This is a genomic window from Sphingobium ummariense RL-3, from assembly GCF_000447205.1.
Taxonomy (GTDB): Bacteria; Pseudomonadota; Alphaproteobacteria; order Sphingomonadales; family Sphingomonadaceae; genus Sphingobium; species Sphingobium ummariense.
In genome coordinates, this window is record NZ_AUWY01000047.1 from 40,754 (window position 1) to 63,299 (window position 22,546).

Consider the following 22,546-nt stretch of genomic DNA (forward strand, 5'->3'; position numbering starts at 1 on the left):
CTCAATAATCCGGCGGGAAGTTGACGCGTTCCCGCTCCAGAACGAGCGGCGTACGCCGCGTGCGCTCGGACACGATCCGCAGGTTGTCGCCAAGCAGCCCCAGGAACCCGAACAGAAGCGCCAGTTCGGCCTGCACCACCGCCGCGATCAACCAGCCGGCGATCGGTCGGCCCAGAAAGAAGGCCGCGACCCCGCCGGCCAGCATCAGCAGGGTCATGAGAGCGCCGAAGACGCCGATGTAGATGGGCAGGCGCAGGAGACGCTTGGACGACCCCGCCAGCGCCGACATCGCGAAATCCAGCAAGGCGAAGAAATTGTTCTTCGACCTGCCGCCCGCTCGCGGAGGACGGGGATAGGAAACCGTTTCCAGCCGGTAGCCGGTTTCGACCAGCATGCCGCGGAAGAAGGGCTCGGGCTCCGCGAGCATGCGCGTGGCGTCGACCACCCGGGCATCGTACAGGCCGAAACCCGTTGCGTTGGGGATGATCGGATAGTCGCCGAAGTTGCGGGCGAGCCAGTAGGAAAGGCGGCGGAAGGCGCCCAGTGCGAGGCCGCTCGTCTTCTCGGCCTCCCGCACGCCCAGGATGATGTCGACGCCGGCCCGCCACCGCTCGACGAAATGCGGCAGCAGCGCCGGGGGGTCCTGGAAATCGGCGCACATGCCGACGACAGCGCGGCCGCGCGCCTGGTAAATGCCATGGGTCGGGCTGCGCATCTGACCGAAATTGCGGCTGTTGACGATCAGGCGCGTGCGCGGGTCGCGCGCGCAGATCCCCTTGATGATTTCCACGGTCCGGTCGGTGGAATCATTGTCGATGAAGATGATGTCGAAACTGATGCCGATCGGCGCCAGTTCCGCGGTCACCGCCGCATGGATGGCTTCGGCATTCTCTTCTTCGTTATAGCAAGGAATGACGACCGAAAGGTCCGGCCGCGCGTCTCCCAGGTGATCGTTCATCATGCCTCCGCGCCGTCCAGCGGCGGACGGATCAGATAGACCTCGATAGCGAGGCCGAACAGCAGTGTGGCGACCGCAGCGACCAGGGCCAGCCAGTTATACTGCCGTTCGGAATCGATATAGGCCGGCTCCAGAATGCGGATATTGGCTGTCGACGTCAGGTTTTCGACCGACGTTCCCTGCAGGTAGCGCTTGTAATTGTCATAGAGCCCCTGGGCGAGATCGAGGTCGCGACGCAGCTTGTCGACCCGGGTCGATTGCCGGACGACCTGGCCCACGGAGCTTTGCTGCTGCGGCGAAACGGACCGCGCTTCGGCCAGCTGCCGCTCGAGCGCTTCCCTTTCCGCCAGCCGCTGGCGGACGCTGAAATTGTCGTCGGTCGCGAACTGGCGGGCGGCGTTCAGCTCGACATCCTTGGCGCGGATCAGCGCTTCCAGCTCGGGGATGCGGTCGCCCGCGGCATAGATCGCCGCCTGCGGGCTGCTGTACCGCGTCTGAAGGCGGAAGGAGTCATAGGCCGCCTGGGCCTTGGCGAGCCGCTCGCTCGATTCGTCCACCAGCCTCAACAGGATGTCGCGCTTGTAGGACGTCTGCGTGCGCGAGATGGTGGCGAGCTGGACCCGGACGGCCTCGCCATAGGCGCTGACGATGTCCTTCGCCAGATCCTTGTCCCTCAGCTTCACCTCGAACTCGATGATGCCGCCGCGCAGCGTCGAGACATCGACCTTGCGGTCGAGCCATCGATGCGTCTCGATACGCGACAGTCCCAGGCGCTTGTCCAGCTTCAGCTTCTTTATGACGACGTCGCGCACATAGTCGCTGCGTGCCACCTTCATGCTGACTTCGACGGCCGCTTGGTTCCCGAAGACGCTGCCGACCGCACCCAGCTGGCCCAGCGTGCCGCTGAGGCCCAGGCTGGCGGGATCGGTTGGCGTCAGGCTCGACGCTGCACGGTATTTTTCGGGGAAAAGGGTCAGGACAGCGAAAATCGCGATCAGGATGATCAGGACGGTGCGCCGCAACGCGGCGTTGCGCACCAGCGGGGCATGAGCGATCATGCCGATAATGCTCCGGCGTGGCGTCATCAGTCGATCGCCGCGATGGCCGCTGCGGACAGGCCGAACTGCCCGATAATCTGGGCGATGTCGCGAATCTTCGCCCAGACCGACGAGGACTGCGTCTTGACCGGCACGAAGATGGTGTCGCCGGGAAGAACCCTGGCGTTCATCGCCCCGCGATTGCGCGTCAGGACCGATCCGTTCGCGCGGACCACAAAGATGTTGCCGCGGTCGGCGCCGCGGATCGGGCCACCGGCCTGTTGGACATAGTCCTTGATCCGCAGCGGCTTGCCACCTTCCAGCAGGAAGGAGGACGGCCGATAGACCGCGCCGAATACGCCCACCGTCTTCACGAGGGGCGGTATGACGATGCGATCGTTGTTCTCCAGCGGCAGGCTGCCGGGCAGCGCCGTGGTATCTGCTGCCAGGTTGAGCACCAGCCGGCCGTCGGGCTCCTTCTGGCGCAGCCGGTCGAGGAAGGTGCGCGCGGAGGCAGCCTGCGTCTGCCGGTCGCCGGTATCGCCCAGGCGGCTATCGGTCAGGGGCGCGACGGCGAGCGTCACTTCCATCTGTTCCACGGCTTCCAGGAAGCTGCGGCGCTGCTGGGAACGCACGGATTCGCGGAAGAAGCGGGTTCCGTACACGAAGGCGCGCGGCGTCAGCCCGCCGGCCATTTCCAGCACTTCCGACAGGGGCGTGTTGGGCGGCACATAATAGTTGCCGGGTTTGTTGACCTCGCCTTCGATCCGCACCACCGCCTGCTGCTTGTCCAGCGATCGTGCCAGCGTGCCCTGGGGCAGAATCTGGACGATGTCCCCGCCCTGGGCCTGTTCCGCATTGGCAAGGGCCCGGTCGATCTGCCGGCTGCCCACGCTATCCTGATCGTCGAGGCGATAGAGGATGAGGCGGGAAGGGTCCGCCACATTGGTCGGCCCACCTGCCAGCGCGAGCACGTCGGCAAGGCTTTCGCCCGGGCGGGTCTCGTAGATCGCCTCTTCGTTGACGCTGCCGATCACCGCGACCTGCTTGCCCACCGGGGGAATGAACAGCACGTCCTCATTCTGCAGAAGGGGGTCGAGCGAGCGGTCGCCCTTGCGCAGCAGCTGATAGAGATCGAAATCCGCCACCTCGGCGCCGTTGCGGTACAGCTTCACCGAACGGAAGCTACCACCAGCGGACGGCCCGCCCGCCGCCAGCACGGCATTGACCAGGGTGGACAGGCTGTTGACCGAATAGGCGCCCGGATTGTTCGCGAAGCCGGTGACATATACCCGGACGCCGCGCAGGCGGCTCAGGCTGACCGCCACGTCATAGCCGCGATACTGCCGGCCGATGGCGGCGGCGAGCCGATCCTTGAGATCGCGATAGCGCACGCCGATCAGGCTGACCGAACCGACATTGGGCAGGAAGATCCGCCCGTCCCTGTCAATCTGCGCTTCGACGCTGCCTTCGATCGATCCGGTCAGGGAAATCGACACCGTGTCGCCGACATTCAATGCATAGTCCGGCGGTATGGTGGTCGTGGCGGGCACGGCGAAATCACGCGCACTGGCGATGAGCAGGTCCGAACCATAGCGCTTCAGCTTGCGGCCGGTGACGTCTCTCACCCAGGTCTCGAACTCGCCGGGGGTTGCCGGGCGCTTGACCTGCACGCTTTCCATGTCGAGCAGGCCGTTCTGGCCCAGGCGCGGGCCAAAGCCCGGCATGGTGAGGTTGGTGCCGTTCGCGTCGCTGGACGAGGTTCCGCCCACCGACACCGGCTGGTAGGTGTCGCTTCCGGTGGATACCGTGGTCTGCGTGGAGGTCGATCCAGGGACCTGGTTCGTGCGGCCATAGGGGTCCGACGCCGTGCTCTGGCCCGTGCCATAGGGATCGAGAGGTGAGCCGCGCGGAATGGCGTTCGGGTCCACTGCCTGCGCGGCGAGCGGGTTGGCCGAAAGCAGGGCCATGATCGACACAGATGCGGTCAAACGGCGCAGCCCGGTCAGCAAAGCGGCAGGGCCAACAGTCGTACCCATCATCAACTTCCGTTCCTTCATATTCGCTGCGCGCCGTCTCGGCGCGCCCCTATCATGGGCCTCTCGTGGAGGCCAGCCCGTTGCGTCATCAACCGGCGGTCGCTTGCATGTCCTCTGCCGTTTCCCGTATCTGCTGGTCGAGCGGCACGCCCTCTATTCCATGCCGAGCCAGCAATTGGGTATAAGACGCCGTGTCCCCCACATAACAGTCCGCCACCGGATCGGTGATGGCAGCGCGCTGTACGGGGCCGCCGCCCAGCGCCTGCGCCACCATCCGTGCGACCGCTTCCAGCTCCAGCTTCTCGCCGCCGGTGTCGAACCGGGTCACCCCGCCGCCCGTTTCCGCCATCAACGCGAAGACCAGCGACATCAGCTCCCGGATCGCGACATAGGCGCGGAACACCTCCCGCGGGGCCCGCACCTCGATCGGCCGGCCCGCCAGCGCGTCGAGGATGAAGTTGGCGATGGCATAGGCCTGATGCTTGTTGATGTAGGGACCCGTGATGTTGAAGATCCGCCCGATCACCGCGCGGCGCCCGCTCTCCTGCGCCCAGGCGGCGAAGCGATCCTCGTCGTCCAGCTTCATCTGGCCGTAAAGCCGCATGGCCGGGCTGGCGAGCGGATCGGCAGCCTTGGAGGCCGCGCCCGAGGACGCGATGAACGCCGCCTCGACCGGCAGCGTCCGCACGGCATCCAGCACCGTTGCGCTGATCGCGTCGTTGGCGGTGCGATACTCTGCCTCGCTCATCGCCTCGGCGCGCTCCTTGGTCTGGAACGCAAAATGCAGCAGCCAGACGGTGCGCGCCTCCAGCGCGGAAAGCTCGGACAGGGGACGCTGGTTGAGCTGCCGGCCGCTGCGCAGCGTCAGCGGCCGCGCGGCACTCCCATAGCAGGAGACGCGCCGCACGACATCATCGCCCAGCGCCTGCTCCAGCAGGTCGAGCGTGGCGAGGCCGATCCAGCCGCCTGCACCGGTGATGGCGAGATGCTGATCCCCGGCCGCGATGGCATGGGCAATGGCGGGTTCAAGCATGGACCTGCGCCGCCCGCGCGGCAATGGCCATTGCGAGCGTGGGGAAGCAGTCGAAGCTCTCGCCCACCTCCGGCACCCAGAAGGGCTGGGCATAACCATAGGTCATGAAGCAGAAGGCCATGCCGGCCGCCCGCGCGACGTCATGGTCCAGCTCGCTGTCGCCGACATAGACGCAGTGCTCCGGCGCGCAGCCCAGGCGTTCCGACACGGCGGCCAACAGGTCGGGTGCGGGCTTGGGGCGCAGGCCTGGCTGTCCGCCCACCACGACGCGGAAATAGGGGGCGAGGCCCGTATCCTCCAGCACCTTCTCGCACAGCGCCTGCGGCTTGTTGGAGCAGATCGCCAACTCCAGCCCCATGCCGTGCAGCTGTTCCAGGCCTTCGGCCACGCCGGGGTACAGGCTGTCCGCCGGGGTGTCGTGCCGCGTGTAGCGGGCGCGGAAATCGGTGAGGTCCGCGTCGGGATCGACACAGGCCGGCCCCAGTAGCGCGGCGACCATGTCGCGCCCCCCGCGGCTCATATGCTGGCGGGCGCCTATCGGGTCGATGCTGTGGGCGACGCCGCGATCGGCGATCATCGCCGAAAGGATCGAGACGCAGATGCCGCAGCTGTCGACCAGCGTCCCGTCCAGGTCGAAGATGACATGACGGATCAAGGCGCTATCCCGCACGGCTCCATCGCTTCGGCCAGTTCCTCGCGCGGCAGGAAGGGGGACAGGTCCTCGAGCGTAGGGGACACCATCGTCCCGTCCTCCAGCCGGCGGGAGGACAGCTTGGGCGCGAATTCCTGCCGCTTGTCGATCATCACCTCGCACAGCTGCGGCCCTTCGCCGTCCAGCGTCGCACGGATCACGGCGCTCAGCGCGTCGTGGCTGGCGACGGTGGTGGACGGCAGGTCGAAACCGGCGGCGAGCTTCGCAAAGTTCGGGAAGCTGAGGCCGCTGTCGGGGCCACAACCCACGATATTGTCCGGGAAATGATTCTGCTGCGACTGGCGGATCGAATGATAGCCGTCATTGTTCAGTACGAAGATCTTCACCGGCAGCTTCTGGCCGACGATCGTCTGCAGCTCCTGCAGGTTCATCATGATGCTGCCGTCACCCGCCAGGCAGATGATGCGGCGGCCGCCCGCTGCATGGAAGGCGCCGACCGCCGCCGGCAGGTCATACCCCATCGAGGCGCAGCCCGAATTGGTGTAGAGCCGCTGCCCCGGCTTCAGGTTCGCCGCCTGGAAGATGGTGACGCAGGCCGTGCCGTCGCCGGACACGACGATGTCGCCTTCTTCCAGTTCCTTGAACAGCAGGTCGCCGAACACATAGGGATTGATGAGGCCTTCGGTCGCCCAATATTCGGGCAGGACCACCGGATAGCGGGCCGACCGCTCGCGGCTGCGCGCCAGGAAGGCGGCGCGCGCCTCCGCCTTGTCGTCGGCGGGGACGGGCAGGGCGGCCGCCGCCGCGAAGAAGCTGCGCAGGTCCGCATGGACCGGGCGATGCAGCTTCAGCGTCGGCTTCTCCAGCTCGGCCCGGTCGATCTCCACCATCGCGACCTTCGCGTTGCGCGCGAAGCTCTGCCAGTTGTAGCTGATCTGGCGGATGTTGAGGCGTGACCCCAGCACCAGCACATAATCCGCCGTCTGCACTGCGAAATTGCCGCCGCGATCGCCGACCGTGCCGGGGCGGCCGACATAGAGCGGATGGCCGTTGGGAATGGTGTCATGGGCGTTCCAGCCGGTGACGACCGGCACGCCGAAGCGCTCGACGAACGCCAGGAAGGCGTCATGCTGGCCCGAAATGCGCACGCCAGCGCCGGCGAGCACCACCGGCCGCTCCGCCGCGCACAGTTCCGCGAGCACGGTCGCGACCTCGGCCGAAAGCGCCTCGCCCTCCAGCAGGCCCAGTTCCGCCTGGTTGTTCGCGGCTTCGTTCGCGTCCTCATTGAGGCTGGCTGGATCGAACGGTTCGAGCGCGTCGAAATCGACCGGCGCCGCCTGGACGTCGATCGGCACGTCGATCCACACCGGGCCGGGGCGCCCGCGCCGGCACAGGTGGATTGCCTTTTCCACGACCTTGCGAGCGTCCAGCGGGTCGTTCAGCACCACGGCATATTTGGTGATGCCGCGCACCATCGACACGATGTCGACTTCCTGATCGCCCAGCTGGCGCAGGGGCAGGGGGTAGTTGGGCGCGCAGGTTTCGCGCTTCACCTGGCCGGACACGACGACCATGCCGATGGAATCGACATAGGCGCCATAGACGCCGTTCAGCGCGTTGACCCCGCCCGGGCCGGTGGTGACGTTCACCACCGCGGGGCGGCCCGACAAGCGGCAATAGCTTTCCGCGGCGATCGCGGCGGCCTGCTCATGATGGGTGAAGATCTTCTTCAACCCCGGCTCGCGGCCGAATGCATCGTTCAGATGCATGGCGCCGCCGCCGGTCAGCATGAAGCAATCGGTGATGCCATGCTCGACCAGCAGACGGGCGATCAGGTCTGCAACGCGCATTTTTGCCATGAAGTTCAGGCCGCCTTCTTGGCCGAGCTCGACTGGCGGGCTTCCATCATCGCGATGCGGGCTTCGTCCTCGGCGGAAATGCTGCGATAATAATCGCGCTTGTTCTTCAGCCAGAGCAGCTCGAACTCGATCGCCAGCTCCATGCCGGCCTCGGCGTTGCCGCTCTCCAGCACCGCGCCGTCGAAGATGACCTTGCGGGTCTCGAAACGGTCCAGCCGGCGCGTGCGCGCGTCGCTCAGCAGCGGCACGGACGCGGGGCTCACGCCGCCGCCTACCACCAGCTCCAGGCCGCGGTCACGGCAGACATCGGCGACCGCATTGACATAGCCCGCCATCTCGTCGCTGTTCACGAAGTCGCGGGTATGCCCCATGGAGCCGGCAAAGTCGACGCGGCCGAACACCATGCCCACGCCGCCCTTCTGCGCCACTTCGCCCATTTCCTTGAGCTGGTCGAAGGTCTGGCGCGTCTCGACGTTGAACAGGAAGCTGACGTCCTGCTGCTCGTCCGCCGGATAGACCTTGTTCTTCGCATCGACGAACTTCTTGAGCGCATAGGGCGTCTCGACCATCGGCGCGATGATATAGTCGACGCCGTAGAGGCGGCATTCGATCAGGTCGCGAATGGCCTCGCAGCCGCCGATCTTGATGGCGACCTTGACGCCGGCCCGGCGGGCGATCTCCAGCAGGCGCAGCAGTTCGTCGACGCGCGTGCCTTCAGCCTCGAACTCGGCCTTGACCGCCAGCACGCCGAAATCGGCCTTGGCAGTCTCCAGGATGGCCAGCATCCGCTTCTCATGCTTGTTCACATCGCTTCTCCTGAAATCCCTTCGCGCTCGCCCTCAGGCGTCCTTGCGCAGAAACGCGCCGATCATTTCGGCCATATAATCCAGATGGTCCGGCGTCAGGCCGGGGAAGACACCGATCCAGAAGGTGTTGGTGGTCACCAGATCGGCATTGGTGAGCTCGCCGACCACGCGGTAGTTGCGGCCTTTCATGTAGGGCTGGCGCAACAGGTTCCCGCCGAACAGCAGGCGGGTGCCGATCTTCTTCTCGTTGAGATACTGCACCAGTTCCTCGCGGTCGATGCCGCTGCCGGGACGGATGGTGATCGGAAAACCGAACCAGGACGGCTCGCTGTTCGGGGTCGCCTGCGGCAGGATCAGGACATCCTCGAACGCCTTCAGCCGTTCGGTCAGCCCCGCGAAATTGCGGGCGCGCGCAGCGATGAAGTCCTCCAGATGGCCGAGTTGCGCCAGACCCACGGCAGCCTGCATGTCGGTGATCTTGAGGTTATAGCCCGCATGGCCATAAGTGTACTTGTGGTCATACCCCATCGGCAGCGACCCCAGCTTGCGCCCGAAGCGCTTGCCGCAGGTATTGTCCATGCCCGGGGCGCACCAGCAGTCGCGGCCCCAGTCGCGCATCGATTCGATCACGCGCTTCAGACGTGGCTTGTCGGTGAACACCGCGCCGCCTTCGCCCATGGTGATGTGGTGAGCGGGGTAGAAGCTCAGCGTGCCGATATGGCCGAACGTGCCGACACCCTTGCCGTCATAGGTCGCGCCCAATGCGTCGCAGCAATCCTCGACCACCCACAGGTTGTGCTTCTCGGCGACCCGCATCACTTCGCCCAGGTCGAACGGGTTGCCCAGCGTGTGGGCGATCATGATCGCGCGGGTCTTGTCGCTGACCGCCGCTTCGATCATCTCGGGCTTGATGTTGTAGGTCGGGATGTCGACGTCGACGAAGACCGGCGTCAGCCCATATTGCAGCGACGGGTTGACGGTCGTGGGAAAGCCGGTGGCGACGGTGATCACCTCGTCGCCGGGCTTCAGCGCTTCGCCGCGGAAATAGTGCGACGTCAGCGTGGAAAGCGCCAGCAGATTGGCCGACGATCCGCTGTTGGTGGTCAACGCATGGGCAACGCCCAGCCGCTTCGCCAGCTTCGCCTCGAACGCCTCGTTGAAACGTCCCGTGGTCAGCCAGAAATCGAGCGAGGAATCGACCAGATTCCGCATGTCGGTTTCGTCATAGACCTTGCCTGACACGGGAACGACGCTTTCGCCCGGCAAGAAGGTCTTGGGGGCATGGAACCGTCGCGCATATTCGCCCGTCAGGTCGAGGATGAGCGCGCGCAGCTGCGCTTCGTCACAGTCTTCGGCCAGCGCAACCGGATTGGCAACGGCCTGTTCAACAGTCATTCACGCATACTCCCCCACAGGCAAACCCTACTGCCTACGATACCGATAGCGCACGATCCAACTGCTTACGATAAGCCGTCAGTTGTGCAAAGGACACTTGCGCCGCATCGAGCCCGTTCGCGACATCGCGATGCCAGCTGGTGATATAATCCAGCGCTTCCTGCAGTCGCAGCGCCGGGCGCCAGCCCAGTTCGCTGCGGGCCTTGGAGCAATCCAGCTTCAGGATCTTCGCTTCGTGCGGCTGCACGATCTCTTCGGTGCGCCAGGCGGGGCCACCCCATGCGGCGCACATCTTGTCCGCGATCCAGTCGACCGGACGGGTATCGTCATCGGCCGGACCGAAATTCCATCCCGACGCCATGGCGGCATTTCCATCGGCCAGACCCTGCGCGATCAGCAGATAGCCGCCCAGCGCCTCCAGCACGTGCTGCCAGGGCCGGATCGAGCCGGGCGAACGGATGAAGGGCGCCTCGCCCGCGATCAGGGCGCGGATGATGTCGGGGATCAGCCGGTCGGCTGCCCAGTCGCCGCCGCCGATGACGTTGCCGGCGCGCACCGAGGCGAGCAGCGGACCTGCGCCGAAAAAGCTCCGCCGATAGGCCGCGATCACCAGTTCGGCAGCGCCCTTGCTGGCGCTGTAGGGATCGTGCCCACCCATTGGGTCGCTTTCGCGATAGGGCCAGACCCATTCGCGGTTCTCATAGCATTTGTCGCTGGTGACGCAGACGATGGCCCGCAGGTCTGCCGCGCGGCGACAGGCATCCAGCACATGGACGGTGCCCTGCACATTGGTGGCGAAGGTTTCCGTGGGGCAGTCGTAGGAAAGGCGCACCAGCGGCTGGGCCGCCAGGTGGAAGACGACTTCCGGCCGCGCCTTCGCGACCGCCGCCTCGACCGCCGCCATGTCGCGGATGTCGCCCTCGATATGGGTGACGACCTCCTCGACGCGGGCTTGACGGAACAGGCTGACCTCGTCGGCGGGCAGGGAGAAGCCGGTGACCTCCGCGCCCATCTGCGCCAGCCACATGGAAAGCCAGCTGCCCTTGAACCCGGTATGTCCCGTCAGGAATACGCGGCGCCCTTGCCAGAACGCCTCGTTTACCATGACTTCCAGGGCGCTCCGCCGGCCCACAATTCTTCCAGATGCTGCTTGTCGCGCAGCGTGTCCATCGGCTGCCAGAAGCCGTCATGGCGATAGGCGACGAGCTCGCCCGACGTGGCGAGCTTTTCGAGCGGCTCGCGCTCCCAGATCGTGTCGGGCGTGTCGATCAGGTCGATCACCGACGGGTCGAGCACGAAGAAGCCGCCGTTGATCAGGCCGCCATCGCCGTTCGGCTTCTCCTGGAAATCGCGCACCAGGTCGCCGTCGAACTGCAGCGGGCTCTGTTGCAAAAATCGTGAAGCTTGAGCATGCTTGGCGGAGATTGGACGGACGGAACGATGACGGATTTCAAGTGGCGCCATTTCCAGGGTGATGTGATCCTGTGGGCGGTGCGCTGGTATTGTCGCTATCCGATCAGCTATCGCGACCTTGAGGAAATGCTGGCGGAACGCGGCATTTCGGTCGACCATACGACGATCTATCGCTGGGTCCAGTGCTACGCCCCGGAGATGGAGAAGCGGCTGCGCTGGTTCTGGCGGCGTGGCTTTGATCCGAGCTGGCGCCTGGATGAAACCTACGTCAAGGTGCGGGGCAAGTGGACCTACCTGTACCGGGCAGTCGACAAGCGGGGCGACACGATCGATTTCTACCTGTCGCCGACCCGCAGCGCCAAGGCAGCGAAGCGGTTCCTGGGCAAGGCCCTGCGAGGCCTGAAGCACTGGGAAAAGCCTGCCACGCTCAATACCGACAAAGCGCCGAGCTATGGTGCAGCGATCACCGAATTGAAGCGCGAAGGAAAGCTGGACCGGGAGACGGCCCACCGGCAGGTGAAGTATCTCAATAACGTGATCGAGGCCGATCACGGAAAGCTCAAGATACTGATCAAGCCGGTGCGCGGTTTCAAATCGATCCCCACGGCCTATGCCACGATCAAGGGATTCGAAGTCATGCGAGCCCTGCGCAAAGGACAGGCTCGCCCCTGGTGCCTGCAGCCCGGCATCAGGGGCGAGGTGCGCCTTGTGGAGAGAGCTTTTGGCATTGGGCCCTCGGCGCTGACGGAGGCCATGGGCATGCTCAACCACCATTTCGCAGCAGCCGCCTGATCGGCGCAGAGCGACAGCCTACCTCTGACTGCCGCCAATCTTTGCAACAGAGCCGGCCTGCAGGCTATCTCGATCATGCGGCCGTTTGCCGCTGGTCCGGGCGAGGCTCTGCGCGCGGTCGCGCAGATAGGCTATCGGTCGATCGAAACGATCGGCGCTATGGGACTGGAGGCCGAGCGGTGCGCCGACCTGCTGAAGGAAAATGGCATCCGGTCCCCATCGATGCACGCTTGTCCGGCCTCCTTCTACGATATGATGGTCGCGTGGGACGCTGGCCGGATGCCGATGAAAGCCGTCTTGGATCAGATACAGTCGATCTATTCGCTCGACCGGATGCCCTATGTTCTCGAAGAGGCGATCGGCATGGCGGGCATCATGGAACAGCGCACCGTGGTTTGGAGTAATCTCACTGACGTCGATCTGGTCAGCGCCGGGGCCGTGAGCCGCATCGCAGCAGCCTTCGAGGCGGGCGCGCGCCAGTGCGCCGATGCCGGTATGAGATTCGCTTTCCACAATGGCAGCAAGGGCTTCGTGCCGGTAAACGGCAAGCGGCCCTACGACATCCTCCTGGAGGAAACCGATCCCGCCCATGTGAAGATGGAGATCGACGTCTATTGGGCGTACAGAATGGGGATCGATCCGATTGCCTATATGCGCGACAATCCAAGCCGCTTCCATCTATGCCACCTCAAGGACATGAACGCCAACGGTGACATCGTCGGCGCTGGAAAGGGCGTTTTGGACTTTGCCGAGATTTTCCGGACGGGTGCAGCCACCGGCGTAGAAACCTATTATGTCGAATATGACCAAGCGCCGGAACCAATGGCCAGTATCCGCGATGCCTTGGCCTATCTCCAGTCGGTTCGCTCAACGGCCGCATCTTAGCGAACTCGTCGAGCTTGTCCGATCAATGCTGCATCATGCGGACGCACTCGTCCCAGTATTGCTATATTGCTGCAAGTAGGCCAGATTCAGCGACCGGCGGCCTTCGTCAGAAGCGGAGGCGGAACGCATCGACATCGATCGATGTCGGAATGTCCGCCCAGTGCCAGCGCACGAAGAACGGATCGTTCGGCGTGAACACATCGCGGACAAATACGGACATGGGGGTTCAAGTAGTGGCGGACGGACCCGTTGAAGGATCATGTTTCCCTTGCCAGGAAAAGCGCTTGTCATCGCTCGCTCGACATTGCCGCCGGGTAGATGGAGGTCGACCAGTCCTTGCGTGAACCGTTGCGCCAGCGCCGGGGCTGCGGCGACGGCAGCGATACCAAGCGCAGCACGATACAGAAGCCGGGGGCGGCTCGTCTCGGCCGGCTCCGGCCGAGCCGAAGTTGCCAAGAGCAGAGCCACGCGCGCAGCTAGCGGCGCGGCGGCACGTCGTGTGCCTCGTAGATGCTCTTTTTCCTTTGCACAACTGGACGGTGGGAGCGCCCGCGCGCTGTAGATCCGGTATGCGACGAAGGCTCGCGACCAATGAGGCCAAGGCCCGCATCAGGCTGCGGGCGATAATCAATCGGAGCTCGATGACCCGTCCTGCGGAGTCAGATCGGTGCGGTCTGTTGTCGAGACCGTGACCTCCACCTTCATGCCGAGAAAGGCGTCGTCGACGCCGACATAGCGACCATCGATGGGGCTCAACTGCGCGATGCTCCGGCCGACCGCGACAGGGACCAGATGTGCTTCTCCCATGCGGCCATTGGTCGGATCGAACGCAACCCAGCCCGCACGGGGCAAATACACCTCCGCCCACGCATGGGTCGCTCCGTGCTGAAATCCCGGGTCGGCGGGATTTTCCAGGATCGCCGGATCGAAGAGATAGCCGGACACCGCGCGGGCTCCAAAACCAAGCTGCCGAACCGCTTCGATGAACAGCGTGGCGAGATCGCGGCACGAGCCCGAGGCGAGATCAAGCGTCTCCTGCGGGGACTGCGTCCCGATCTCTTCTCGCGCGACATAGGTCATGCCAATGCGGGCGGCCGCGTTCATGTCTTGCAGCAGCGACAGCGTGTCGGTGTCTACGCCGAGCACCTGCGCATGCGCCCAAGCCGCCAGCCGGCCCTCCGAATCCGTATGCTCCGGTACCATCAGCGCACCGAGATCGGTCAGCTCCTCGTGCGAATAGTCAAACGGATAGCGGTGCGCATGTGGCGCGATCTTGAGGATGGGCCAGGCGGCGGCGGTCTGGTTGACAATCACGCGATTGGTGATCGTCAGGTGTTTAGAAGGGTTCGGAAAGGAGGCCGTGGCGATAAGATTGCCGAAGACATCCTGTGTCCACTCCAGCTCCGCTGCGGGTTCGCAACTGAGGTCGGCGGAAATCAGGCGTAGCGCATGCGAGCTGCGCGGCGTGAGCATCATCCGATGCACAAGCAGCTCGACCGGCCCTCGATATCCATAGGTGGTGACATGCAAGATATGGAGCCGCATTCCGTCACCTCCTGAATTGCGACATTACCGCCGGAAGTCTCCTTAACCAGGATCGGCATGCCCCCGGTCGGGATTTTCGCTCAGCCCGCGGTAATCGGCGGTGGGTGGCTCCTTCGACAGCAGATGCGCCTCGGCAAATGCCCTGCCAGATAGCTTCCGATCTTCGCGCAGGCCGGCGGCCAACCCTTCCCTGGCCCAGGCGGCAGCGGCGACGTTCGCCACCAGCCTGACATTGTTGAGCGTGGTGGCGCGAGCGACGGCATGGTGATGCGCTTCCTGGGCGCGGCAGAGAATAGAGGATAGATGCATGGGGGACGGCCTTCCGTGAAAGAGGAGATCAATCCTTTTTGGACTGTTGCGCCGAAGGCGTTCCCTTCAACGATGGATTGGAGGCATTCTGCTTGGGCGGCTCCGGCTTCTTCGGTTTTCGCGCTTCGCGGTTGCCACGCTGTTGTCCCTTGGCCATGTCGTCATTCCTTGAATACGGGCCCGGCCGGACCCTGGTGCAGATGATCAGCGTCCCGAGGGCGGCACAGGCGGACGAGCTCCACCTGAGGATGGCCACTCGCGAAACTGCGCATGCGCCGCCTTCTCCGCGTCGGCAGTCGGCTTGCGAACGAGAGCGATACGCGGCCTAGGCCGCACAAAGCTCCTATGAAGGGCAGATCGCATGATAAGCTCCGCGTCAGAGCGGGAGCATGAAGAACTCTCAGTCGCCACCAAGCTCGAAACGGACGGCGCGATAGAATGTATATGGGGACGGCAGTCAGGTAGCACCAGACCTATTGCCCGAGTTCGCAGATAATTCATCTACATCCTTGCTATTTGCCCCGTCCAATCCAACATTGTGCAGTGCAGCAACTCGATTGGATCGGTCTGCATGTCAGGGCTTCCGCCGTGGCCAGGAGAAAGCCGCATGCGAAGCTTGAACGATACACTCAGCCGCCTTGCCCGATTGCGAGACCATTCCTTGCCCGGCTTACCAGGCAGGTTTGCGGAAGACCGGCTGTCGGATCTCGGCGCATCCGGGTCCAATCCCGGTGCGCTTCGGGGCCGCTTCTACGTTCCCCACACTCGGCATGCACCGACAGCGCTGGTCGTCGTGCTGCACGGCTGCACCCAGGATGCGGCTGGATATGATCATGGATCGGGCTGGTCGCGGCTGGCCGACGAACAGGGCTTCGCGGTGCTTTATCCGGAGCAGCAGCGCGGCAACAACGCGAACCTCTGCTTCAACTGGTTCAACACGGGCGACACGCAGCGCGATGCAGGCGAGGCACTGTCCATCCGCCAGATGGTCTCGGCGATCATCGAGGTCCATGGAATTGATCCATCCCGCATTTTCGTGACCGGGCTTTCGGCGGGCGGTGCCATGGCGTCGGTGATGCTTGCCACCTATCCCGACGTGTTTGCCGGGGGCGCGATCATCGCCGGTCTACCTTATGGCACGGCCACCTCCATCCCCGAGGCGTTCGATCGCATGCGGGCGCACGGCGGCCCTCCGGCGGCCGCGCTGGGCAAGCTCGTCACTGCTGCGTCACCGCACAAGGGGCCCTGGCCGACGATCTCGGTGTGGCATGGCGACAGCGACGCCACCGTCAGCCATGCGAATTCGGCACTCATCGTCGAGCAATGGCGTTCCATCCACGGGATTGCGCGCACACCGAACACTGTCGAGAAAGGCGAAGGCTATCTTCGCCGTGTGTGGCGCGATGCCCACGGGCACGACGTGATCGAGGAATATTGCATCGCTGGCCTGGGCCATGGCACTCCACTCAACACGTCCGGGCCCGAGGCCTGCGGAACGGCGGGACCGTACATGCTCGAGGCGGGGATTTCTTCGACGCGGCGGATTGCGAACTTCTGGGGGCTGAGCGCGGGCCGTGCCGAGGTTACACGACCGCGGCCGTCCACGGCGCGTCTAAGCGCAGACACGAGCGTTGCCGCCGAGCCTTACGCAATGCGGCCCCGATCGCAGGTCGCTTCCAGTGGCGTCGGACGCATAATCGAAGATGCTTTGCGCGCTGCCGGCCTGATACGCTAAGCAGGACCTGAAAGGACTCCAGTGGAGCTCTCGCACCAGTTTTACGTCCTGCTGCTTGCCGGGCTGGGTGTGCTGGTGCTGATGACGGCCTGGCTGCCGATGCTGCTGCGCAAGGCTCCCCTGTCTCTTCCGATCCTGTGCGTCGCCGCGGGGGCTGCGCTGTTCGCGCTGCCGCCGCTCAGGCCCTTTGCGGTCCACCCGCTGCGATTGCCGGTCGTGGCGGAGCGGCTGAGCGAGCTCGTCGTCATCGTCTCGCTGATGGGGGCGGGGCTCAAGATCGATCGGATGATCGGGCTGCGCAGCTGGTCGCTCACCTGGCGGCTGCTGGGCATCGCAATGCCGATCACCATGCTCGTGGTCGCGGGCCTTGCATGGGGCTCGGAGTGGCCGGTCCGACGGCGGCGCTGCTGATCGCCGCCGTACTCGCGCCGACCGACCCAGTGCTTGCCAGCGATGTCCAGGTGGGTGGTCCCGGTGAAGGGCAAGAGGACGAAGCACGTTTTGCCTTGACCTCCGAGGCCGGGCTCAATGACGGCCTCGCCTTCCCCTTCGTCCATCTTGCTATTGCCCTGAGCGCAGCATCTTTCGGAAGCATCGATCTGCTCGAATGGCTTGGGCGCGACCTCCTTTGGAGGACTTTCCTTGGAGCCGCCGCAGGCTATGCCATCGGACGCGGCCTCGGTTATCTGACCTTTCACCTGCCGATGCGCGCAAGTCTCTCGCGCACGGGGGATGGCTTCGTTGCGCTGGCGGTTACGCTGATCGCCTATGGCGTGGTCGAGATGCTAGGCGGGTTCGGTTTCCTGGCCGTCTTTGTCTCGGCCCTGGCGCTGCGCAACGCCAGTCGCGACGATGATTATCACGACCGGCTGCATGGATTCGCCGAGGAGGCGGAGCGGTTGCTGATGATGGTGCTGCTCGTCCTGTTCGGTGGCATCCTTGCCTTCGGCGGTCTGCTCACTGGCTTCGACTGGCTGATGCTGCTGTTCGTTGCCGGCGTCCTGCTGGTGGCGCGCCCGGCTGCAGGCCTATTCAGCCTTGTCGGATCGAGGCTGCCTTGGCGCGAGCAACTGGTGATATCCTTCTTCGGCATCCGCGGAATGGGCTCGATCTACTATCTTGCCTTTGCGCTCAATCATGGGTCTTTCGCCGACCCACACCGGCTCTGGGCGATCATCGGCGGGGTCGTGCTCGCCTCGATCCTATTGCACGGCGTCACCGTAACGCCGGCATTGCGACTGCTCGACCGATGGCAGCGGCGCCGGGTTGACTCTCACACTTAACTCCCACTCCGCCGGACGGACAAAGAAATGACGCCCGGTAAAGCGAATGCGTGTCGGAACTAACGGTGCCGTCGCCGGTTAGAGCCTAGCTCGCGATCAGCCCTCGTCAGCGGAGGGTAGATATGCGCAAAATTACGGTTCTTGTCGTCGAAGACCAACCATTGCTTCGTCTGAACGCGGTCGACATGATCGAGGAGGCCGGCTTCATCGCTCTGGAGGCCGAAGATGCCGATGCCGCTATCGCGATCTTGATGCTGAGCGCAGACGTTCAGTTGGTTTTCACCGATATCGAGATGCCGGGATCGATGGACGGTATCCAGCTTGCCGCGCTCGTTCGCGATCGGTGGCCACCAATGCATATCATCATCACCTCAGGGCGAGGCGCAGTTGACGCGAGCACGCTTCCAGTCGGCTGCCCGTTCGTCGCGAAGCCACCGATATGGCCCGCCTTGATTGAAACAATGCGGTGCCTCACCACCGCCTGAGAATGCGTTCAAGGCAGCGTTTCATCTTTTCCCGGACAGCGTTGCAGCAAGCGTGTAGAGCAAAGGTCTCTCTCACGATTGGACGAACGATGTTGGCCGCACGGACGCCCGATATGCATGAGTGGCGATCCGACCAGTTGCGCCACGCGATTAAGGCCGCGGGAGTGGCTTTGTGGTCGTGGAACGTCGATACCGACGCCTTCGCAATGGACGAACTGGGGTTCGAGCTGTGGAAGCTGCCGCCCAGCGACCACGTGACCTTCGGCGAGCTATCCGCACGGATTCACCCGGCGGACCGTGACCATGTTCAGTCTGCCTTCAGTGCCACCCGTGCGATCTTAGGTCCCTATGAGACCGATTTTCGGATTATGATTGGCGACACGGTGCGCTGGGTGACGGCCCGCGGCCAAGGCGAGGATGCCGGCATCGTCGGCAGGACGATGTATGGCATCTTCCTCGATGTGACGGAGCGCAAGCAGGCCGAAGAAGGCCATGAACTGCTCGCCGGAGAGATGAGCCACCGCGTCAAGAATCTGCTCGCGATCGCTGCGGGTCTGACGGCAATCTCATCGCGCTCGGCCAACAGCGTCGAGGTTTTGGCACATGAGCTGACCGAACGCCTCTCGGCGCTTGGCCGCGCGCATGATCTGGTGCGGCCGCTTCTCGATGGCCGAGGCAAGGCCGCACTGCTCGGAGACCTGTTTGCCGTGCTTTTAGCTCCCTATGACGATCTGGGCGCATTCAAGGGCCGTATCCGGATTGCGGTTGAACGAATGGGCATAGGCGAAGGTGCAGCAACTGGGCTTGCCCTCGTGATCCACGAGCTAGCCACCAACTCGATGAAATATGGGGCGCTCTCGGCTCCGGTTGGCACGCTCGACCTCTCGAGCATCGTGGACGGCGAGGACCTCGTCCTTACGTGGCTGGAACATGGTGGCCCCAGGGTCATCGACCCGGCGGGACGCGCTGGTTTCGGAAGCAAGCTTGTCCAGCGCAGCGTGACGGGTCAGCTCGGCGGCACGATCGAATATGACTGGGCCGAGAGCGGTCTCGTGGTGACGCTCCGCATGAGTCGCGGCCGACTTGCCAACTGACCGTCGAGCTCGATTGGCCCGCGCCGCAAATGCCTGTTTCTTCCTGTGCGGGCCGGCGGACGGGGGCTCCATCTTGTTTTCTATGTCGCTGGCCCCCACATCATGTCCGTTGGCATTCGCGTCTCCGCGATATTCAATCGCAAATCGGCAGCGCTGGCTCCCCGCTTGTGAAGCGACGACATCTCGTCGCGGTCCAGCGGCAGGATGCTGTTCATGACATTTCGACCTCTTCACGACCGCGTGCTGGTCCGCCGTATCGACGCGGCCGACAAAAGCGTCGGCATCATCATCATCCGCGATACCGCCAGGGAAGAAGCCACAGGAGGGCGAGATCGTCGCCGCCGGCCCGGGCGTCAAAGCTGAGAACGGCGTGCTCACGCCGCTCGATCTCAAGGCGGGCGACCGCATCCTGTTCGGCCAATGGTCGGCTCGGAGGTCAGGCTGGACGGTGAGGACCTTCTCATCGTGAAGGAAAGCGATGTCCTGGGGATCATTGGCTGACCCAAGCCTTCCCGTCTCCCGCCGATGCCCGTCCGGGCAGCGGACGACCAGCCTCAAAAGGATCAGACAATATGCCCGCCAAAGACGTCAAATTCTCGCGCGACGCCCGCGAAGGCATCGCCCGCGGTGTCGATATTCTGGCCAATGCCGTCCGCGTGACGCTTGGCCCCAAGGGCCGCAACGTGCTCATCAACAAGAGCTATGGTGCGCCGCGGATCACCAAGGACGGCGTGACGGTCGCCAAGGAAATCGAACTGAGCGACAAGTTCGAGAATATGGGCGCGCAGATGATCCGGGCGGTCGCGGCCAAGGCGCAGGATCATGCCGGCGACGGCACGACCACTGCGACCGTGCTTGCCCAAGCGATCGTGCGGGAAGGCATGAAATCCGTCTCCGCCGGCGTCAATCCGATGGATCTCAAGCGCGGTATCGACATTGCCGTCGGCGCTGTCGTTACCGAGCTCAAGGCGCGCTCGAAGCCGGTCTCCGACAATCAGGAGATCGCCCAGGTCGGCATCGTCTCGGCCAATGGTGACGAAGTCGTCGGCCGCAAGATCGCGCAAGCGATGGAGAAGGTCGGCAAGGAAGGCGTCATCACGATCGAGGAAGCGACTGGCGTCGAGTTCGAGCTGGAGGTGGTGGAAGGCATGCAGTTCGACCGTGGCTATCTTTCGCCCTACTTCATCACCAACCCGGAAAGGAGCCTGGTCGAGTTTCAGGATCCCTATATCCTGATCCACGAGAAGAAACTTGGCGCTCTCCAAGGGCTGCTCCCGATCCTGGAAGCGGTGGTTCAGGCGGGCCGCCCTCTGCTCATCGTCGCCGAAGACATCGAGGGTGAATCGCTCGCCACACTCGTCGTCAACAAGCTGCGCGGCAGCCTGAACGTCGCCGCGGTCAAGGCGCCGGGGTTCGGTGATCGACACAAGGCGATACTCGAAGATATCGCGGTCCTCACCGGAGGCGACCTCATCACCGAGGATCTCGGCATCAAGCTCGAGACCGTGACGCTGGACATGCTTGGACAAGCCAAGCGTATCACAGTCGACAAGGACACAACGACCATCGTCGATGGCGCCGGGGATGCGGGCGTGATCAAGGGGCGTATCGATGCGCTCCGGTCGCAGGTCGAGAACACTGCCAGCGATTATGATCGCGAGAAGCTGCAGGAACGGCTTGCAAAGCTCGCCGGTGGAATCGCCGTCATCAAAGTGGGCGGCGTGTCAGAAACCGAAGTGAAGGAGCGCAAGGATCGCGTCGACGACGCGCTGCATGCAACGCGTGCGGCGGTGGAGGAAGGCATCGTGCCGGGTGGTGGTACCGCCTTGCTCTACGCCTCCAAGGCACTGGATGGTCTCAATCCAATCAACGACGATCAGCGGCGCGGCATCGACATCATCCGCAAGGCGCTGCAGGCCCCGCTGCGGCAGATCGCCGAAAATGCCGGGCATGATGGCGGCGTGATCGCCGGCCGGCTGCTTGATGAGCGCGACGAGAATATGGGCTTCAATGCCCAGACCGAACAGTTTGAGAACCTGTTCCAATCCGGCGTGATCGACCCGACGAAGGTCGTGCGGATCGCGTTGCAGGACGCGGCCTCGGTTGCGGGCCTGCTGATCACCACCGAAGCTGCTGTTGCGGAGTTCACCGACGAACGCAGCACGGCTTCAATGACCGGCGGCATCGGCGGCACGGGCTTCTGACAAACGGGATGGGACGGCGGCCACACTTGCTCCTTCAAGTTACCCGACCCGCCGCTCACGTGGCCGAATCCCGTGACCGATGAACATATCGACAAAAGGACCGATCTGGGACTGTCCGGTCTCAGCGTTTTCATGAGAGCCAACGGCGATCGATCCGATTTCCCGGCGTCTTGAATGGCCGCTTTCAGCGGAGGCGGCCATTCCGCTCGCGTTCCTCGAACGACTGACAGTGTTCTTCGAAGGGCGAAGTTTGCCCACAGGAGACGTTACTTCGTTGAGCTATGTATCGCCACAATTGCGGACGAGACAAGATGTCTTCGTATCAATGTGAACTTGCGTTTTCCGGATACATGTTTCGTTCAGCCAGCCATAGTTCACGAAATTGGCTTCAGCGTATCGATCCCGGTGCTCTTGTCGGTCTCTGGTTCAGGCGGCTCCTTCTTTAGATCTCGGTAGGATGGGAGATCGGGAGCGTTTGTAGGCGCAGGCGTGGCTTCGAGCCGCGCAATCATCCGCTTCATCTGGGTGATTTCCCTCACCTGGGCGTCAATGACCCCGTCGGCGAGCTTGCGGACCTCGGGATCCTTGATGTGTGCCCGCTCGCTGGTCATGATAGCAATCGAATGATGCGGGATCATGGCCTTCATATAAGACACATCGTCGATCGTTTCCTGGCTCCGCACCAGCCACAGCGCGAGAGCGAATATTACCGCGCTGCCGATGAGGATGCCGGTCTTGACCCGTGCTTTAGGATACATGCTCCACATGAACCCAAGCATGATCGCGGCCATCGCGGCGCCCATGACGACCGCCATCCACAATCGGGTCTGGCTGAACGCCACGTGGCTCAACGCGTAGGTGTTTAGGTACATGAGGCCGAACATGACGACCGTCGAGGTCGCGATCATTGCAGCAAACCGACCGAAACCCATCTGCATTCCGCCCTCCTTGCCGTCCATCATCCCGTCCTTTCGTATCGTTGCAGGTCACAATAGAACCCGGGTGGCGACGGTGAGTTTCAG

The 22,546-nt window shown here is 63.8% G+C and carries 22 protein-coding genes and 1 pseudogene; 9 read left to right on the forward strand and 14 right to left on the reverse strand.

Features of this window, described 5'->3' with window-relative positions; all coding sequences use genetic code 11:
* Position 1: 1 nt before the first annotated feature.
* The 10 genes from M529_RS30135 to M529_RS30180 all read right to left on the reverse strand — a co-directional run bounded on the left by M529_RS30135 (position 2) and on the right by M529_RS30180 (position 11,171).
* A complete protein-coding gene (locus M529_RS30135; protein ID WP_021316979.1) occupies positions 2-961 on the reverse strand; it encodes a glycosyltransferase family 2 protein in 960 nt (319 codons plus the stop codon).
* Positions 958-2,016 (reverse strand): GumC domain-containing protein, encoded by a 1,059-nt coding sequence (locus M529_RS30140; protein ID WP_021316980.1) that lies wholly within the window; start codon positions 2,014-2,016, stop codon positions 958-960. Before M529_RS30140 ends, M529_RS30135 begins: the two co-directional genes overlap by 4 nt.
* Positions 2,017-2,042: 26 nt before the next feature.
* Positions 2,043-4,037: an SLBB domain-containing protein gene (locus M529_RS30145; RefSeq protein WP_021316981.1), complete on the reverse strand. Its 1,995-nt coding sequence runs from the start codon at positions 4,035-4,037 to the stop codon at positions 2,043-2,045.
* A gap of 85 nt (positions 4,038-4,122) precedes the next feature.
* Positions 4,123-5,067 carry an NAD-dependent epimerase/dehydratase family protein gene (locus M529_RS30150; protein WP_021316982.1) on the reverse strand — a complete coding sequence of 315 codons (945 nt, stop codon included), beginning with the start codon at positions 5,065-5,067 and terminating at the stop codon, positions 4,123-4,125.
* Entirely contained in the window at positions 5,060-5,722 is a 663-nt protein-coding gene (locus M529_RS30155) for an HAD family hydrolase (protein ID WP_021316983.1), read from the reverse strand. Before M529_RS30155 ends, M529_RS30150 begins: the two co-directional genes overlap by 8 nt.
* A complete protein-coding gene (locus tag M529_RS30160) occupies positions 5,719-7,578 on the reverse strand; it encodes a thiamine pyrophosphate-binding protein (protein WP_201766331.1) in 1,860 nt (619 codons plus the stop codon). The genes M529_RS30155 and M529_RS30160 overlap by 4 nt, the downstream gene beginning before the upstream one ends.
* 5 nt (positions 7,579-7,583) lie before the next feature.
* Positions 7,584-8,384: an aldolase/citrate lyase family protein gene (locus M529_RS30165; RefSeq protein ID WP_021316985.1), complete on the reverse strand. Its 801-nt coding sequence runs from the start codon at positions 8,382-8,384 to the stop codon at positions 7,584-7,586.
* A gap of 33 nt (positions 8,385-8,417) precedes the next feature.
* Complete coding sequence (gene rfbH, locus M529_RS30170; RefSeq protein ID WP_021316986.1) at positions 8,418-9,779, reverse strand: lipopolysaccharide biosynthesis protein RfbH; 1,362 nt, start codon at positions 9,777-9,779, stop codon at positions 8,418-8,420.
* Positions 9,780-9,813: 34 nt separating this feature from the next.
* Positions 9,814-10,884 (reverse strand): CDP-glucose 4,6-dehydratase, encoded by a 1,071-nt coding sequence (gene rfbG / locus M529_RS30175; RefSeq protein WP_021316987.1) that lies wholly within the window; start codon positions 10,882-10,884, stop codon positions 9,814-9,816.
* Positions 10,878-11,171: a glycosyltransferase family protein gene (locus tag M529_RS30180; RefSeq protein ID WP_021316988.1), complete on the reverse strand. Its 294-nt coding sequence runs from the start codon at positions 11,169-11,171 to the stop codon at positions 10,878-10,880. Before M529_RS30180 ends, rfbG begins: the two co-directional genes overlap by 7 nt.
* A gap of 48 nt (positions 11,172-11,219) precedes the next feature.
* On the opposite strand from M529_RS30180, the gene M529_RS30185 reads away from it, so the two are divergent.
* Entirely contained in the window at positions 11,220-11,984 is a 765-nt protein-coding gene (locus M529_RS30185) for an IS6-like element IS6100 family transposase (protein ID WP_001389365.1), read from the forward strand.
* A gap of 75 nt (positions 11,985-12,059) precedes the next feature.
* Positions 12,060-12,869, forward strand: coding sequence for a sugar phosphate isomerase/epimerase family protein (locus M529_RS47650; RefSeq protein WP_021316989.1), 810 nt, complete (start codon positions 12,060-12,062; stop codon positions 12,867-12,869).
* Positions 12,870-13,496: 627 nt separating this feature from the next.
* Here M529_RS47650 and M529_RS30190 read toward each other — a convergent pair.
* The 3 genes from M529_RS30190 to M529_RS50520 are packed head-to-tail and all read right to left on the reverse strand — an operon-like array spanning position 13,497 to position 14,880.
* Entirely contained in the window at positions 13,497-14,414 is a 918-nt protein-coding gene (locus tag M529_RS30190; RefSeq protein WP_021316991.1) for a transglutaminase family protein, read from the reverse strand.
* Between the two features lie 42 nt (positions 14,415-14,456).
* A complete protein-coding gene (locus M529_RS30195) occupies positions 14,457-14,723 on the reverse strand; it encodes a hypothetical protein (RefSeq protein ID WP_021316992.1) in 267 nt (88 codons plus the stop codon).
* 28 nt (positions 14,724-14,751) lie between these two features.
* Positions 14,752-14,880, reverse strand: coding sequence for a hypothetical protein (locus M529_RS50520; protein WP_269078862.1), 129 nt, complete (start codon positions 14,878-14,880; stop codon positions 14,752-14,754).
* 450 nt (positions 14,881-15,330) lie between these two features.
* Here M529_RS50520 and M529_RS30200 point away from each other — a divergent pair, with 450 nt between their 5' ends.
* From M529_RS30200 to groL, 7 genes and pseudogenes are all read left to right on the forward strand, one after another.
* Entirely contained in the window at positions 15,331-16,458 is a 1,128-nt protein-coding gene (locus M529_RS30200) for an extracellular catalytic domain type 1 short-chain-length polyhydroxyalkanoate depolymerase (RefSeq protein WP_031294549.1), read from the forward strand.
* A 21-nt stretch (positions 16,459-16,479) separates the two neighbouring features.
* Complete coding sequence (locus tag M529_RS50210; protein WP_021316994.1) at positions 16,480-16,869, forward strand: hypothetical protein; 390 nt, start codon at positions 16,480-16,482, stop codon at positions 16,867-16,869.
* A complete protein-coding gene (locus M529_RS30205; protein WP_021316995.1) occupies positions 16,842-17,741 on the forward strand; it encodes a cation:proton antiporter in 900 nt (299 codons plus the stop codon). Before M529_RS50210 ends, M529_RS30205 begins: the two co-directional genes overlap by 28 nt.
* Positions 17,742-17,863: 122 nt before the next feature.
* A complete protein-coding gene (locus M529_RS30210) occupies positions 17,864-18,226 on the forward strand; it encodes a response regulator (protein ID WP_021316996.1) in 363 nt (120 codons plus the stop codon).
* A 113-nt stretch (positions 18,227-18,339) separates the two neighbouring features.
* Positions 18,340-19,320: a sensor histidine kinase gene (locus M529_RS30215; protein WP_031294550.1), complete on the forward strand. Its 981-nt coding sequence runs from the start codon at positions 18,340-18,342 to the stop codon at positions 19,318-19,320.
* 213 nt (positions 19,321-19,533) lie between these two features.
* A pseudogene (locus M529_RS30220) lies at positions 19,534-19,821 on the forward strand (co-chaperone GroES).
* Between the two features lie 71 nt (positions 19,822-19,892).
* A complete protein-coding gene (gene groL, locus M529_RS30225; RefSeq protein ID WP_021317000.1) occupies positions 19,893-21,524 on the forward strand; it encodes a chaperonin GroEL in 1,632 nt (543 codons plus the stop codon).
* Between the two features lie 374 nt (positions 21,525-21,898).
* On the opposite strand, the gene M529_RS30230 is transcribed toward groL, so the two are convergent.
* On the reverse strand, positions 21,899-22,483 hold the full coding sequence (locus M529_RS30230) for a DUF305 domain-containing protein (protein ID WP_201766333.1): 585 nt from the start codon (positions 22,481-22,483) through the stop codon (positions 21,899-21,901).
* Between the last annotated feature and the right edge of the window lie 63 nt (positions 22,484-22,546).